Source organism: Leclercia tamurae, from assembly GCF_025566055.1.
Lineage (GTDB): Bacteria > Pseudomonadota > Gammaproteobacteria > Enterobacterales > Enterobacteriaceae > Enterobacter > Enterobacter tamurae.
Genome location: NZ_JAMHKS010000070.1, coordinates 117,327 through 132,581, shown reverse-complemented (window position 1 = coordinate 132,581; position 15,255 = coordinate 117,327). Strand labels below are relative to the sequence as shown.

Sequence of the window (15,255 nt, the reverse complement as noted above, 5' to 3'; positions counted from 1 at the left end):
AGGGGGGAACATGGCTGATTTAGACGACATCAAAGAAGGTAAGAACTTTGGCATCGACCGACCGCAGCAGAACGTGCCTTTTACCCTGAAGGGTTGCGGGGCGCTGGACTGGGGAATGCAGTCACGTCTGGCGCGGATCTTCAATCCCGCCAGCAACCGCACGGTGATGCTGGCCTTCGATCATGGTTATTTCCAGGGGCCGACCACCGGGCTGGAGCGCATCGATCTCTCCATTGCGCCGCTGTTTGCCGAAACCGACGTGCTGATGTGTACCCGCGGTATTCTGCGCAGCACCGTGCCGCCCGCCACCAATAAACCGGTGGTGCTGCGCGCCTCCGGGGGCAATTCGATGCTGGGTGAACTCTCCAACGAGTGTGTGGCGGTGGCGATGGAAGATGCCCTGCGCCTGAACGTCTGCGCGGTAGCGGCGCAGGTCTATATCGGCAGCGAGTATGAACACCAGTCGATCAATAACATCATCAAGCTGGTGGATGCGGGCAATCGTTACGGCATCCCGACCCTGGCGGTGACCGGGGTCGGCAAGGAGATGGCCCGCGATGCGCGCTACTTCTCCCTTGCCAGCCGCATCGCCGCCGAGATGGGAGCCCAGTTCGTTAAAACCTATTTTGTGGAAGAAGGGTTCGAGAAAGTGACCGCCAGCTGCCCGGTGCCGATTGTTATCGCCGGGGGCAAAAAGCTGCCGGAGCTTGAGGCGCTGGAGATGTGCTTCCGCGCCATCGACCAGGGGGCGTCGGGTGTCGATATGGGACGGAACATCTTCCAGTCCAGCGCGCCGCTGGCGATGCTGAAGGCGGTGAAGAAGGTGGTGCACGAGAAGATGAGCGCCCACGAGGCGTACCAGTTCTGGCAGGAGGAAAAACAAGGAGAAGTGCAATGAACGTGACCTTAGTGGAGATCAACATTAAGCCGGACAGGGTGGACGAGTTTCTGGAGGTGTTTCGCGCCAATCACGAAGGGGCGATCCAGGAGCCAGGCAACCTGCGGTTCGACGTGCTGCAGGATCCGCGGGTGAAAACCCGGTTCTTTATCTATGAGGCGTACAAGGATGAGGAGGCGGTGCAGGCGCATAAGCAGACCCCGCACTATCTGGCGTGCGTCGAGAAGCTTGAAGATTTGATGTCGGAGCCGCGTAAAAAACGCTGTTTTGTCGGGTTGATGCCGGCGTAGCAATTGTGCGGGCTGATGCCCGGTGGCGCCACCGGGCATCAGTCCGCACAATTCGGGGTCAGTTTGGATATCGAAGATTATTGTACGTTAAGGTTTTTTTTTAACCACTCAGGTGTGAGAAAACCGCTCTCTGAGCGGATTCTCGTATCTTGATGAGCGATGCTGAGATCTTCTCTAAAACGATCTTAAGAAGATCCTTCTGAATCTTTGATCGTAATAGTATAGGTTTTGTCGAAATCTCCTGATTTTGAAAGCATTCCGCCACCTAAGCCGCCATGTATTCGTACTTTAGCTATACCTGCTTTTGTTGGTGTCCCCCTAATCTGAATGCAATTATTGAATTCATTATCATCACAATACTGTAGGTGGAGACCTAAATTATCTGGATAAATATCTCCTGCAATGACTTGCTTACCATAAATATCATAAGAAAGAACTATTCCACCAAATATATTTATTTGGTTATAATAGGGTACCCCAACAGTTGCGTCATGAAGAGTTTCTCCTTCTGGAGTAAATTCTGCCTGTAACGAACAGGCGGATAATAAAAGCAAAAATAAAATAAAAAATGTTTTTCTCATTTTTATTTCAATGGCTTAAAAACCATTCCTCCAAAAAATCTGTTAATGAAAAATTGCAGATCTCTTTTAGGCTTTATCCAGTTTCTTGTTTTCCCCCAAGAAAATAATTTCAAACTAACATATCCATTGTCACCTTGCGTTACAGAACCATCCCATACAACCCAGTGTGTAGGTAATGTTGTGGGATTTGTACTACCTTCAAGCAGTCCATCATTTATTAATGTCACGACTTTATAACCTTGCTCTACATACTTATTTAAATCTCTGATTCCCTGGACTCCTGCCTGAGTGATCCCTACATTACTAAAAACTATTTCATAACCGGCCTTTTCAAACCACTCCGTCAGTGTTTGCCACATTGTGATCCCCGCCACTGGAGAATCAAGAGCATCAAAGCTCAGCACAGTATTCTCTGAATCCCTTAGCCCGGCCAGCGTCATCCAGTCAGTACCGGCTATCTTTGGCCTGCCGTCATCAAAGTAAAATGTACCTGTTGGGTGTCGGCAACCTTCACCAGGTGAGATGATTAAGTCACCTATTTTAGTTTTCCCGTACCTCCAAAGTTCACGGGCAGCTTGCGCATACACATCAGGGCGATCCTTTAGCACACAGTAAAAAAATGCAGCAGGTCCACATACACTTGCTGCTATTTGATTAGGGAAATCAAATCCGTTAAATCTTTCATCTATTTGACGTTCTATTAAATTTTTATCAAAAGGGTCTCTGGGATTGCCAATGGGGTATTCCTTTGCAATAAATTGACGTTCCGGGATGGTGATTTTAATCAGCTTTGTTTCGCCCCCCTGACTCTCAGGTTTCATTGTCCCTTTTGACTCAAAATAACAGGGGTTCTCCCGCTTCACCGGAGACCAGGATTTGCCTGACGAAAATTCTTCCAGCGTGTACATTTTAGTGAACGGAACAGGTATAACACAGTGCGTATGCAACATGGTTTTTCGATAAAGTTTCATTTCCATAATATAAATTGTCGAGAGTGACTCGTTTATATTTCCGGTCATGTGACTCTGTGTTTCATAATTGCCCAGAAACGGCTGTTGCTTCGTATCCACCAAGGGGGATTTATTCCTGCTGGAGTCCATGCGATAAATGCACAGGTCATACAGCAAAGAATCAGCCGGGACATTAGAGTTAATACGGGTACTGAGATGGTAAACAGCCATAATTAATCCATTAATATATGCAGGTTAATATTTTCAGCGGATTCAGCATAATGCCATCCGGTAACCCCGTGTTCATCGGTAACACCAGCTTCAGAACGTCCGTCCGGGAACATCAGAGTGTAGCGGCAACCAGCCATTAGCTGGCCATCGTCACCGGCGCACTGAAAGCGAATACAGTTCCGGGCGCCGGAATCCTGTGCCTGCTGCGCCGGGACAGGCGACTGACTGGTATTGCGGGAGGTCAGGGAGCCAGTGCCTGTGCTGGTAGACTGCGTGGCTGAACCGTAAACATAGTGGTCTGGGCAACGGCACAGCACTCTGTCACCTGTGGCCGCATACGCTTTGCCTTCTTCTGCCCAGTCCTGCGCGGAGGCAAGGATTTCAAAATACCCGTTGCATTTGCAGCATGATGCCTTGTCGCCGGTCCGGGCTATTGCTTTACTTCCTTCAAACCAGGACGCAGTCGCTGAAATGATTTCTCCGTAACTCGTTTTATCACCAAGACAGGCCAGTGCTCTTGCCATCATTAATCCCTCAATATATAAGCGGTTATCCTCACTGGCATCATACAACAATCACAACTTAACCAAAATTACCCGTTTCTGATTGCCGGTGTAGTGCCTGAATGCGGCATATCTGGGAGGTGCTGTACCCTGTCGCATCTGCCGTTTCACGGATACTCAGTTTCTTGACCTGCCGGTAGTACAGGACTTTCTGATGTCGTTCCTGATCGGCCTGTTTTCCCCGGTATTTTCCCAGTGTATGAGCCCGTTCGATTCCCTGTTTTGCCGCTGGCGGCTCAGCCAGGCCTTATGTGACATTGCGGCCAGTATTACTCGACCACTACACCATGAGGGGGCGATCCAGGAGCCAGGCAACCTGCGGTTCGACGTGCTGCAGGACCCGCGGGTGAAAACCCGGTTCTTTATCTACGAGGCGTACAAGGATGAGGAAGCGGTGCTGGCGCATAAGCAGACCCCGCACTATCTGGCGTGCGTCGAGAAGCTTGAGGACCTGATGTCGGAGCCGCGTAAAAAACGCTGTTTTGTCGGGTTGATGCCGGCGTAGCACATATAGCGGAATTGGGTTTTGTAGGCCGGGCAAGCGCAGCGCCGCCCGGCGTTTTTCAGACCAGCGCCAGCATCTGAACCCGCGCCGTGGCGCCCGGCATCAACCGCTGCAGGTTACTGACCAGCTCATCGCCCGCTGCTTCCAGCGCTGATAAAGGCATGGCGGGTAGGCTTTCGAGAATAAACCACATGGTCTGCGCCTGGCTGTCCAGCCGGGTGCGCACTCCCTGTCGCCAGTTCCAGCGTCGGCAGGTCACTCCCACGTCATCCCGCCAGATAACCTCGCCCGCATCGGGATACTCCACGCTGGGTTGACCCTCTTTAAAGGTATCAAAAGGCTCGCTGCCGTCGGCCAGCGTCAGCCGCGGTGCCCCGGTATAGGCGGCGAGATTCTCTCCGCCCACCGGAATGGCGTAGCGGATGCTGATCGCATTGTAGATATCCACCACCGGATCGAGCGGCGGTAGCGTACCGTCTTTCAGCACCCGCTTGCGCAGGGCGCTGGCGGAGGAGGGGGTACGTTTCGGTTTAGCGCCGAAGGCTTTAAACACCTCATCCCAGGCAGCGAGATGGGCCTCGGCCCAGGGCACGTCATCGTTGATGACCTGCTGGCAGGCTTGGGTTAACGCGGCGGAGGCCACCTCCGGGGCGGTAATGGGCGCAGCTTCAACCACAATACTCAGCGCGCGGAACCCCGGGGCGATCCCGGCAAGACGCGGATCTATTGACGGCGTGAGGGGAGACATAAATAATCCTGTATCGACTGTTTTAGACCATGGTAATGACCAGTGACTGATAAAGTCAATATAATGACTGCGCAGGGCGCAGATGTGGCCCAGGTAAGCCTGGCGGTCGCGAACCGTATCCGCACCTGGCGGAAAGAGAAAAAGCTGTCCCTGGACGAGCTGTCCCGCCGGGCCAGCGTCAGCAAGGGGATGCTGGTGGAGATCGAAAAAGGGGCCGCGAACCCCAGCATTGCGATCCTCTGCAAGCTGGCCGCGGCACTGGGTGTCTCGGTGGCCGATATCGTCAACGTCGCCAGCGAGCCGCTGGTGCATGTTATCGAAGAAGCGGCGATCCCGGTGCTGTGGCACGGCGAGAAGGGCGGCAGCGCCCGGCTGCTGGCGGGCACCGCAGGCCCGGATATGATCGAGCTGTGGCGCTGGGAGATGCAGCCGGGAGAAAGCTTCAGCTCGTCCGGCCATCCGGCAGGCACCTTTGAACTGCTTCACGTCGAGGCGGGGGTATTAACGCTGAAGGTTGAAGAGAGCGTCACGCAGGTGGTCGCCGGCGCGTCGGCAGTAGCGAAAACCGAAGCGGCGCACAGCTATGGGAACGACGCGGAGAGCGTGCTGCGGTTCACCATGACGGTGGCGGAGTTTCATCGGTAGCATGAGATGCCGGGGGCGCTACGCTTGCCCGGCCTACAAAACTCCGCGGAATCATGTAGGCCGGGCAAGCGCAGCGCCGCCCGGCGTGTTTTACACTTCTTCCACACTCACGCGCAGCGCCTCAAGCGCCATCCGGGCTGCTTTCAACACCAGCTCACACTGCTCGATGGTCAGCGTCAGCGGCGGTTCAATGCGGATGGTCTTCGAGTTGTTGAGCGTTCCCGCTACCAGCACCCGCTGGCGGAACATCTCGCTCGCGAAGCTATAGCCGGTTTCGTTATCGACAAACTCAATCGCCATCAGCATCCCTTTGCCGCGCGCATCCTGTACCAGGTCCGGGTATTCACGCCCGAGCTGGCGGAAGCCATCCAGCAGCATATCGCCTTTCTGCTCCGCCTGGGCGGGCAGGTTCTGCTCCAGCAGCACGTTGATGGTGGCCAGCGCTGCGGCACAGGCCAGGGGGTTACCCCCAAAGGTAGTGGTGTGCAGGAATGGATTGTCGAACAGCACCGAGAAGACCTCTTCGGTAGCGACGGTAGCACCAATCGGCATCACGCCGCCGCCCAGCGCTTTGGCCAGACACAGAATGTCCGGCTGCACGTTCTCGTGCTCGCAGGCAAACATCTTGCCGGTACGCCCCATCCCGGTCTGCACTTCATCCAGGATCAGCAGTGCGCCAAACTCATCGCACAGCTTACGCACCGCAGGCAGATAGCCCACTGGCGGCAGGATCACCCCGCCTTCGCCCTGGATAGGCTCAAGGATCACCGCCGCCACGTCGTCGCCGGTTTTACGGCATTCAGACAGCGCGGAGCGCATGGCGTTGATGTCGCCGAACGGCACGTGGCGGAAGCCCGGCAGCAGCGGCATAAACGGCTTACGGAAGGCGGATTTCGCCGTGGCAGAGAGGGCACCTAACGACTTGCCGTGGAAGGCGCCGCTGGTGGCAATAAAGGTGAATTTCCCGCGCGGCGACTGGTACGCTTTGGCGAGTTTGATCGCCGCTTCGACCGATTCCGTGCCGCTGTTACAGAAGAAGCTGTATTTGAGTTTCCCCGGCGTCAGTGCCGCCAGCGTTTTTGCCAGCATCGCCCGCAGGGGATCCAGCAGTTCCTGGCTATGAAGGGGTTGTTTTGCAAGCTGATTTTGTACGGCGGAAACCACTACTGGATTACGGTGCCCCACGTTGAAAATACCAAATCCACCCAGGCAATCTACAAACTCCTGTCCCTGGGTGTCGACAAGCGTATTCAGACTTCCCGCCTGCCACTCTACGGCTCCGTAATCCCCGCCTGCTGTTACCGATTTTCTGTATTCCAAAAACCCGGGATTCACATGCTCTTTGAAGTAATCAATCACCTCGCGGTTAAGTTGTTTCATCTCCTCATGATCAAGCGTTCGCTTCTCAATGAGATTCAGTGCGTGCGCGGTACAGGCAAGAGCCGATGCGCTGGAGGGTAACCTGTTCAAGATGTGCTCCCGGGAATGGCGTATCACATGATACTGGATTAAGTATTGCAGGCTTTGCGCCACTTCCGGTGAGGGGGCAAAAATCGGGATAAACGCCAGGTTAAAATAATGTTACACAATATTTAATCATGCGAAACGCAATGTCGGCGGCAACGCATCGGGATTTTTCTGCAGCAGAATGCGCGTTTGCAGTGCATTCGCCCTGTTTTAGTGCGATCTGCTGCCGGGCAGGCGGAGCGGATAATCCTCCTTTGGGAGTAGTTTCGATACGAAATCATTTAATATCAATAGATTATAAAAACACACAAAAAATGCGGTTTAGTCCCGTTTTGCGATCTCGAGCATGTTTAACAACTAAAGATAAATTCGTTAACGCCGAAAAAACGTTACGCCCAAAAAATAACATTCAAGTAACCTGCAAGGGATGCCTATGTCGCCTCAACAATTTGTCACACAGTGTGAATACCCACTGAAAGATGACACTACCCTGATGTCCACCACCGATCTGCACAGCTACATTACCCAGGCCAATGACACTTTTGTCCAGGTGAGTGGTTACTCTCTGGGCGAGCTGGTGGGTCAGCCGCACAATCTCGTTCGCCATCCTGATATGCCAAAAGCCGCCTTTGCCGACATGTGGTACACCCTGCAGCAGGGTGAGCCCTGGAGTGGCATCGTGAAAAACCTGCGTAAAAATGGCGATCACTACTGGGTACGCGCTAACGCCGTGCCGATGGTGCGCAACGGCCAGACCACCGGGTACATGTCCATCCGCGTGAAAGCCACGCCGGAGGAGATTGCCGCCGTCGAACCTTTATATAAAGCACTCAACGAAGGGCGCAGTAAAAAGCGGGTGCATAAAGGGCTGGTGGTGGCGAAAGGCTGGACCGGCAAGCTGCCCGCGATGCCGCTGCGCTGGCGGGTACGCAGCGTGATGGCCGCGCTGTTCCTGGTGCTGGCGGGCGCGCTGTTCGCCACCGGGGCGAGCTGGGCAGCAATGGGGGTCAGCGCGCTGGTGATGTTGCTGGGAACCCTGCTGTTTGAGCAGCAGATTGTGCGCCCGGTCGAGAACGTGGCGCGTCAGGCGCTGAAGGTAGCGACAGGCGAACGCAACAGCGTTGAGCATTTTAACCGCAGCGACGAACTGGGGCTGACCCTGCGCGCGGTCGGGCAGCTCGGCCTGATGTGCCGCTGGCTGATCAATGATGTCTCCAGCCAGGTCATCAACGTGCGCGACGGCAGCGACCAGCTGGCGAAGGGGAATGACGACCTCAACGATCGCACCCACCAGACGGTGTCGAACGTGAAGCAGACCGTGGAGACCATGAACCAGCTGGCGATGACGGTGCAGAACAACACCCGCACCGCCGTGGACGCCGATAAGCTCTCCATCGCCGCCAGCGACGCCGCCACCCAGGGCGGACACGCGATGCAGACCGTGGTCAACACCATGGACGAAATTGCCGACAGCACCCAGCGTATCGGCTCGATCACCAAGCTGATTAACGATATCGCCTTCCAGACCAACATCCTGGCGCTGAACGCGGCAGTGGAAGCCGCAAGGGCGGGCGAGCAGGGGAAAGGCTTTGCGGTTGTGGCCGGGGAAGTACGCCATCTGGCCAGCCGCAGCGCCAGTGCTGCCAACGATATCCGCAAGCTGATCGACGCCAGCGCCAGTAAGGTGATGTCCGGTTCCGAGCAGGTGCATGCCGCCGGACGCACCATGGATGACATTGTGGAGAAGGTGCAGAACGTCACCCGGCTGATCGCCGAGATCAGCCTGTCTACGTCCGAGCAGGCCTCCGGCCTGTCGGAGCTGACTCGCGCGGTAGCCGAACTGGATTCCATTACCCAGAAAAACGCGGCGCTGGTCGAAACCAGCGCCCAGGTCTCGGCGATGGTGAAGCACCGGGCTAAACGTCTGGAAGATGCCGTAACCGTGCTCCATTAAGTCAGTAAGGTTCCGAAAAGGCCGTTTACTCCTGACAGGGTGAACGGCTTTATTTGTGATTATTTTTATCAGTTACCGTTAATGTAATATTAAATAACTAAATAAACCGCCTCAGTTAATTATCCCTGCCTAAGTCAGTTTCCCCCGATGCTCTGTCAAAAACACCTCTCCGGTGGTTACATAACGATCGATGAGACAAAATTAATAGTCTGCGCCTATCCATTGCCTGATTTATATAATAAAAAAGCGATCAAAGTCATAAAGTTAGCGTGAAAGTTACCGATAACGCTGATCGTCTGAGAAATGATCACAATGATGGAGTAAATATGTTCTTACATGATGTAAAGATCGGCACAAAATTATTTCTGGCGTTTGGGTTCTTTATTGTCCTGATGGGGATAAGTGCGAGTTTATCTCTGTTGAGCCTTAACCGGGCGAATAACGGGATGCAATCCATTATCAGCAACGATTATCCGACAACGGTAAAAGCGAACCAGTTAATCGAAAACTTCCAGGAATTTATTAGCACCCAACAGCTGATGTTGCTGGATGACCAGGGCCAGTACCGGGAGCAGTCAGAGCAGAAGCTGAAGACCATCAGCGAGCGCATTACCCTGATCCTCGGCGATCTGAACAACGCCCTGCAGGACAAGGCGTCCCAGCAGGTGCTGACCGATATTCGCGGCGTGCGCCAGCAATATCTCGACTCTCGCTATCGCATCCTGCAGGCGGTGCAGAGCAACGATCGCGCGGGTGCGATTCAGGAGATGATGACCACCACCCTCAGCCTGCAGCAGGCCTATAAGGCCAAAGTGCAGGAGCTGATTACCATTCAGAACAAGCAGATGCAACGCGCAGGCGTGGAGGTGGACGGCGACTTCAGAAGCAACCGTCTGCTGCTGATCCTGATCACCCTGTTCAGCGTGGCGGTGGGCAGCCTGATGGGTTGGTTTATCGTGCGCTCAATTACCCGTCCGCTGGGCCAGGCGGTCGATTTTGCCCGGTCGATTGCCGATGGCGATCTCACCGGGAGCATCGCCTCCCACGGTAAAGACGAAACCGGTCAGCTGCTCACTGCGCTGATGGAGATGAAAAACCGTCTGCTGGAGATTGTGCAGCAGGTGCAGTTCGGTTCGGAAAATATCTCCACCGCGGCGGCGCAGATTGTGGCGGGCAACCAGGACCTGGCGGCGCGAACCGAAGAGCAGGCCAGCTCGGTGGAACAAACGGCGGCATCGATGGAGCAGATCACCGCGACGGTGAAAAACACCGCGTCACATACCGGTGAAGCCACCACTCTCTCTGCGGATGCGGCCAAAGTGGTAAAAAACAACGGCGAGATGATGAAGCAGGTCACCAGTAAAATGCGCCTGATTAGCGAGACCTCGAACCGGATGTCCGACATTATCAACCTGATCGACTCCATCGCTTTCCAGACCAATATTCTGGCGCTGAACGCGGCGGTAGAGGCGGCACGCGCGGGTGAACACGGTCGCGGCTTTGCGGTAGTGGCCGGTGAAGTTCGCCAGCTGGCGCAGAAGAGCGCCACCTCGGCCAGTGAAATCCGCCAGCTGATTGAAAGCTCAACCAGCCAGACCCAGGACGGGATGGCGCTGGTGGAGAAAGCCAGCGGGCTGATTAACGGCATGGTGGGTAACGTCGAGGAGATGGATGTGATCCTGCGGGAGATCCGCCAGGCCAGCCATGAGCAGACGGAAGGGATCTCGCAGATCAACAGCGCGATTGGCCTGATTGACTCTACCACCCAACAGAACTCCGCTCTGGTGGAGGAGTCTGTTGCGGCGGCCTCATCCCTGAACGAGCAGGCGCTGAACCTGAAAGATCTGGTGAAAGTGTTCCGCGTACGCGGAGAAGTTACTGCTTAATCCAGCTGATTGATCTCCAGCGACGCGCGGTCAATAACCTCAATAATCTGTTTCAGCTGCGCGTCGCTTAATCCTTCCTGATTGACCTTCAAATCCAGCACCGCTTTAAAATTGTCGAGGGCCCGCTTCATCTGCGGGTTTTTACGCAGCTGGAAACCTACGCAGCGTGCTTTGATGCGCGCCTGAATGTTCTCAAGCTGCTCCAGGTTCTCATCCAGCCAGCGCTGCCCGGCTACGGTGATGGCAATCTGTTTGCGCCCGTTCTCTTCTTCGGTGATGGTGATAAATGCCTGATCCTGCAAAAAATCCAGCGTCGGATAGATCACCCCGGGGCTCGGCGTGTAGTTTCCCTGGGTCATGCTTTCAATCTCTTTAATCAGCTCATAACCGTGGCTGGCATTGCGGGTCAGGAGGTCCAGAATCACCAGTCTTAACTCACCGTGACCAAAAAAGCGCTGACGGCGTCCGCCGCCTTCGTGTGCCTGTCGCATAGGATTTTCCTTTATTTTGATATATCTAATTTATATCTAAATGAGTTTTAGATGCAATCTAAAACATCTTGCATTTTTTATTATTAGCAATCATTATCATTTAACTTTCAATTTCGATATATCGATTTCACTTTCACGAAGGCAAATTATGACCACAACCCGCTACCCCCAACGTGTCCGTAACGACCTGCGCTTTCGCGAGCTGAACGTGCTCCGCGTGGAGCGCGTCAGCGCCGGTTTTCAGCGCATCGTGTTAGGCGGCGAGGCGCTGGAGGGCTTCAGCTCCCGCGGCTTCGACGACCATTCCAAAGTCTTTTTCCCGGAAAAGGGCACCACCTTTGTACCGCCAGTGGTGACAGACGAGGGCGTGGACTGGGGTGACGGCGTACGTCCGCAGGCGCGGGATTACACCCCGCTGTATGACGCGGCCCGTCACGAGCTGGTGCTCGATTTCTTTATTCACGACGGTGGGGTGGCAAGCAGCTGGGCGGTGGACGCTAAGCCGGGGGATACTCTCTCCATCGGCGGCCCGCGCGGTTCGCTGGTGGTGCCGGAAGATTACGCCTGGCAGCTGTACGTCTGCGATGAGTCGGGCATGCCCGCCCTGCGCCGCCGTCTCGAAGCCCTGCGCGCCCTGCCGGTGCGCCCGGAAATTCATGCCGTGGTGACGGTGGGCGATGCCGCCTGCCAGGACTATCTGGCGCACTTAAGTGAGTTCAACATCCGCTGGGTGGTGGGGCATAACGAACAGGCGGTGGCGGACCATCTGGCGACGCTCACCGTGCCGGCAGAGGATTACTTTATCTGGCTGACCGGGGAAGGGAAGGTGGTGAAAAACCTGAGCCGCCTGTTTGAAACCGACGCTATCGATCAGAAGCTGGTGCGTGCCAGCGCTTACTGGCACGCCAAATAATCAGGCCACGTCGTCGAGCTGCGCTTCGCTGACCTGATGTTCGAGCGAGGCGCGCACCTCATGCAGGGCTTTCTCCTGCTGTGCAAAGTAAGCTTCCATATTGCTCAGCGAGGAGACCAGCAGCCAGGATTCCTCTTTTTCCAGCTCCGCCAGCTCGCTCATCAGGGTGTCGATTTGTTCGCGGACCTGGGCCATCTTTTTACGGATCCGCGTCAGATCGTTCAGCCTGTCGCTGGCCATCAGCGGCTCCAGCCCCTGATGCAGACGGGCCACCAGCGAGCGGATCGCTTTCACATCGCCACGCTGCTTCGCCTGGTTCAGCTGTACCATCATGGCATTCGCCTCGTCTTTCAGATCGTCCGCTACCAGATCCGGGTGGCAGAGCTTGCTTGCCTGGCGCCAGAGCCGTTTAAGCTCGTTCTGATCCTCTTCTGACAGCGCTTTGCCCTTGCGCAGGCGGATTTCGGCTTCATGCTGCTGCTCGCGATACTTTTCGTACTCGTCGTTGGCCTCGTCCCGTGCCTGGCGGGCAGGCTCCTCTTCGCGGGTTAACCCGGTTTCCAGCTCCTGGGCTTCGGCCAGCAGGTTGGCGATGAGGTTGCTTTGCTGCTGCAGATGCTTACGCGCCGCAGCGGCCTGCACCGAATCGGCGGGCAGATCGCGCCAGTGTTGGGTCAGGGTGGTCAGCACCTCGACCGCCTGGGCTACATACTGCTGACAGCGGCGATAGTCCGCTTCCCGACGGCGCGCTTCCGCCTGCTGGCGGCGCAGATTGAGTTCCGCCAGGGTTTTGCGCAGGGCGAGGATCTGGCTCATCAGCGGGCCGAGGCGGGTCAGGTAGATGTCGTTAAATTCATCCAGCTGCTGGACGCGGGCGTTACGGCGATCGATGAGATCGCGCAGGCGCTCTTCCAGCGCTTTCAGCTCCAGCTTGCTGGCGGCCAGCTGCGGATCGCGCCACGGGGTGACGGCGCGCTGGCTTTGTAACCAGCGGGCGATAGCCGCTATCGCGCCGGTGTAGTTTTTCTGCTCAAGCGCCACGACGATCGCCTGTAGCTCTTCGTCAAAGGCTTCGCTTTTCAACCGTGCCAGCTGGCTCTCGATGATGTCGTCATCTTCAAGCTCAATGGCGTTTTTAATGATTTCCAGCCGTTTGATCGGTGTGCTCATGATGCTTTTCGCTTTAGCGCTTAAGTATTTGAGTTAAGGATAGTTGTTGGGGAAGCAACAGGGAATAATACACATGTCTGATGAATGGCGCGACGGGGGAATGCGTTAATTTTGCGCCAGGTAATCCGGCTGCGGGATTTCAATAAATTCCTGGAACAGTGGAAAAGTCCGAAAAGTGCATGGATGGACGTTTACTCATATTTACAGAGTTTACTTTTTGACATAATTTGCCCCTTTTTTGTACGCCGGTCCGAAAACGGACAAAAGGCAGGGGGATGTTGTGAAGGTAAGGATGACCAGGTTAATCGGGCTTTTTGTCGGTATTATTTTGTGGCCGATCGGCAGTGCCCACGCAGCGCTCCTGTCGCCCGCCGACCGTAGTGCCGTCCAGCAACAGCAACAGCTGCTGCTGGATCAAAACCAGCGCCAGCGCGACGAGCTGGAGCGCAGCACGGTTCTTCCCCGGACGCCTTCCTCTCCTGCACTTTCTGCCCCTGACGGCCCCTGTTTTGTGATCTCCCGGATTGTGCTCGAGGGTGCCACCGCCATGCCGGATGTTGCCCAAAGCCGTCTGACTGCCCCCTGGCGCAACCAGTGCCTCGATATGGCAGCCCTCAACGACCTGACCCACGCGGTCTCCGACTGGTATATCAGCCGGGGTTATATCACCAGCCGCGCCTTTCTGACCGAGCAGGATCTGACCCACGGCACGCTGCATATCGCGGTGCTGGAAGGTAAGCTCCAGCAAATTCAGCTGGAGGGGGTGCCGGAACGCACGCTGAAGATGGCTTTTCCAGGACGGGTGGGCAAGATCCTCAACCTGCGCGACATCGAACAGGGGATGGAGCAGCTGAACCGGGTTCGTCAGACCCCGGTTCAGATTGAGATCCTGCCCGGCGACCGCCAGGGGTACTCCATCGTTAACCTCACCGCCGCCCCGGAATTCCCGCTGACCGGCTCCCTCAGCTTTGATAACAGCGGGCAAAAGAGCACCGGCACCGGCCAGCTCAGCGGGGTTCTGATCGGTAACAACCTGCTGGGGATCGCTGATAAATGGTTTATCAGCGGCGGACGCAGCAGTGATTTTTCCAGCAGTAAGGACGCGCAAAATTTTGCCGCGGGCGTCAGCGTGCCTTATGGCTACGGGCTGCTCGATTACAGCTACAGCTGGAGTAACTATCTCAGCACCATCGATAACAACGGCTATCACTGGCGCTCGACCGGCGACAACGAAACCCACCGGCTGAACGGCTCCTGGGTGCTGTTCCGCAACGGCGATATCAAGACCAGCGCCGCGGTGGGCCTGACCCACCGCATCAACCATAACTATCTCGACGATGTCCTGCTCGCCACCAGCAGCCGGAAGCTCTCCAGTTTTTCGCTGGGCATTAACCACACGCAAAAAATCGCGAGCGGTGTGGCGACCTTCAACCCGGCCTTCACCCAGGGCGTGCCGTGGCTGGGGGCCGAGGATGATAACGACAAGCATGGCGATGTGCCGAAAGCGGAGTTTCGCAAGTGGAGCGTCAACGGCAGCTATCAGCAACCGCTTACCGACAGGCTGTGGTGGCTCTCCAGCGTCTATTTCCAGTGGTCACCCGACCGGCTGTACGGCAGCGAACGCTTAACCCTGGGGGGCGAGACTTCGGTGCGCGGCTTCAAAGAGCAGTATCTCTCCGGCGATAACGGCGGCTACTGGCGTAACGAAATCAACGCGTCGCTCATCACCTTGCCGTGGATCGGGCAGATCGGTGCCCTGGCGGCACTGGACGGCGGCTGGCTGAAAAAAGACGGTTTCGACCGTTACGCCTCCGGCACCCTGTGGGGGGCGGCCGTCGGGCTGACCAGCGTTAACCGGCTGTTCTCCAGCCAGTTCACCGTCGGAACGCCGCTGGAGTACCCGGACTGGCTGGGGCCGGATCATCTGAATATTTATTACCGCGTGTCGGTGGCATTTTAAGGG

At 55.9% G+C, this 15,255-nt stretch carries 14 protein-coding genes and 2 pseudogenes; 8 read left to right on the top strand and 8 right to left on the bottom strand.

Going from position 1 to position 15,255, the window contains the following annotated elements; genetic code table 11:
• Positions 1-10 precede the first annotated feature (10 nt).
• Positions 11-898, top strand: a complete 888-nt coding sequence (lsrF, locus tag M8318_RS08415) for a 3-hydroxy-5-phosphonooxypentane-2,4-dione thiolase (RefSeq protein WP_262661952.1) — start codon at positions 11-13, stop codon at positions 896-898.
• Complete coding sequence (gene lsrG, locus M8318_RS08410) at positions 895-1,188, top strand: (4S)-4-hydroxy-5-phosphonooxypentane-2,3-dione isomerase (protein WP_166184135.1); 294 nt, start codon at positions 895-897, stop codon at positions 1,186-1,188. Before lsrF ends, lsrG begins: the two co-directional genes overlap by 4 nt.
• A 185-nt stretch (positions 1,189-1,373) precedes the next feature.
• On the opposite strand, the gene M8318_RS08405 is transcribed toward lsrG, so the two are convergent.
• The 4 genes and pseudogenes from M8318_RS08405 to M8318_RS08390 form a co-directional block, all read right to left on the bottom strand.
• Positions 1,374-1,769, bottom strand: coding sequence for a hypothetical protein (locus tag M8318_RS08405; RefSeq protein ID WP_262661951.1), 396 nt, complete (start codon positions 1,767-1,769; stop codon positions 1,374-1,376).
• A 2-nt stretch (positions 1,770-1,771) separates the two neighbouring features.
• Complete coding sequence (locus M8318_RS08400) at positions 1,772-2,950, bottom strand: hypothetical protein (protein ID WP_262661950.1); 1,179 nt, start codon at positions 2,948-2,950, stop codon at positions 1,772-1,774.
• Between the two features lie 2 nt (positions 2,951-2,952).
• Positions 2,953-3,474 (bottom strand): PAAR domain-containing protein, encoded by a 522-nt coding sequence (locus M8318_RS08395; protein WP_262661949.1) that lies wholly within the window; start codon positions 3,472-3,474, stop codon positions 2,953-2,955.
• Positions 3,475-3,532: 58 nt separating this feature from the next.
• A pseudogene (locus M8318_RS08390) lies at positions 3,533-3,783 on the bottom strand (recombinase family protein); the annotation flags it as partial.
• A gap of 13 nt (positions 3,784-3,796) precedes the next feature.
• Here M8318_RS08390 and M8318_RS08385 point away from each other — a divergent pair.
• Positions 3,797-4,018 (top strand): annotated as a pseudogene (locus tag M8318_RS08385) (antibiotic biosynthesis monooxygenase); the annotation flags it as partial.
• Positions 4,019-4,076: 58 nt separating this feature from the next.
• On the opposite strand, the gene M8318_RS08380 reads toward M8318_RS08385, so the two are convergent.
• A complete protein-coding gene (locus M8318_RS08380) occupies positions 4,077-4,766 on the bottom strand; it encodes a B3/B4 domain-containing protein (protein WP_262661948.1) in 690 nt (229 codons plus the stop codon).
• Between the two features lie 63 nt (positions 4,767-4,829).
• On the opposite strand from M8318_RS08380, the gene M8318_RS08375 reads away from it, so the two are divergent.
• Positions 4,830-5,411: a helix-turn-helix domain-containing protein gene (locus M8318_RS08375; protein ID WP_269468340.1), complete on the top strand. Its 582-nt coding sequence runs from the start codon at positions 4,830-4,832 to the stop codon at positions 5,409-5,411.
• Positions 5,412-5,501: 90 nt separating this feature from the next.
• Here the strand turns inward: M8318_RS08375 and ygjG are convergent, their stop codons facing one another.
• Positions 5,502-6,881, bottom strand: coding sequence for a putrescine aminotransferase (gene ygjG, locus M8318_RS08370; protein ID WP_262661946.1), 1,380 nt, complete (start codon positions 6,879-6,881; stop codon positions 5,502-5,504).
• A gap of 430 nt (positions 6,882-7,311) precedes the next feature.
• On the opposite strand from ygjG, the gene M8318_RS08365 reads away from it, so the two are divergent.
• Positions 7,312-8,832, top strand: coding sequence for a methyl-accepting chemotaxis protein (locus M8318_RS08365; protein WP_262661945.1), 1,521 nt, complete (start codon positions 7,312-7,314; stop codon positions 8,830-8,832).
• Positions 8,833-9,158: 326 nt separating this feature from the next.
• Entirely contained in the window at positions 9,159-10,718 is a 1,560-nt protein-coding gene (locus tag M8318_RS08360) for a methyl-accepting chemotaxis protein (RefSeq protein WP_262661944.1), read from the top strand.
• On the opposite strand, the gene M8318_RS08355 is transcribed toward M8318_RS08360, so the two are convergent.
• Entirely contained in the window at positions 10,715-11,209 is a 495-nt protein-coding gene (locus M8318_RS08355) for a PadR family transcriptional regulator (RefSeq protein ID WP_262661943.1), read from the bottom strand. The genes M8318_RS08360 and M8318_RS08355 overlap by 4 nt on opposite strands.
• A 148-nt stretch (positions 11,210-11,357) precedes the next feature.
• Here M8318_RS08355 and M8318_RS08350 point away from each other — a divergent pair, with 148 nt between their 5' ends.
• The gene (locus M8318_RS08350; protein ID WP_269468339.1) at positions 11,358-12,122 is read left to right on the top strand and encodes a siderophore-interacting protein; all 765 of its coding nucleotides are present in this window, start codon (positions 11,358-11,360) and stop codon (positions 12,120-12,122) included.
• On the opposite strand, the gene M8318_RS08345 is transcribed toward M8318_RS08350, so the two are convergent.
• Complete coding sequence (locus M8318_RS08345) at positions 12,123-13,292, bottom strand: coiled-coil domain-containing protein (protein WP_262661941.1); 1,170 nt, start codon at positions 13,290-13,292, stop codon at positions 12,123-12,125.
• Between the two features lie 292 nt (positions 13,293-13,584).
• Here M8318_RS08345 and M8318_RS08340 point away from each other — a divergent pair, with 292 nt between their 5' ends.
• Positions 13,585-15,252 carry a ShlB/FhaC/HecB family hemolysin secretion/activation protein gene (locus M8318_RS08340; protein ID WP_262661940.1) on the top strand — a complete coding sequence of 556 codons (1,668 nt, stop codon included), beginning with the start codon at positions 13,585-13,587 and terminating at the stop codon, positions 15,250-15,252.
• The last annotated feature ends 3 nt before the right edge of the window (positions 15,253-15,255 follow it).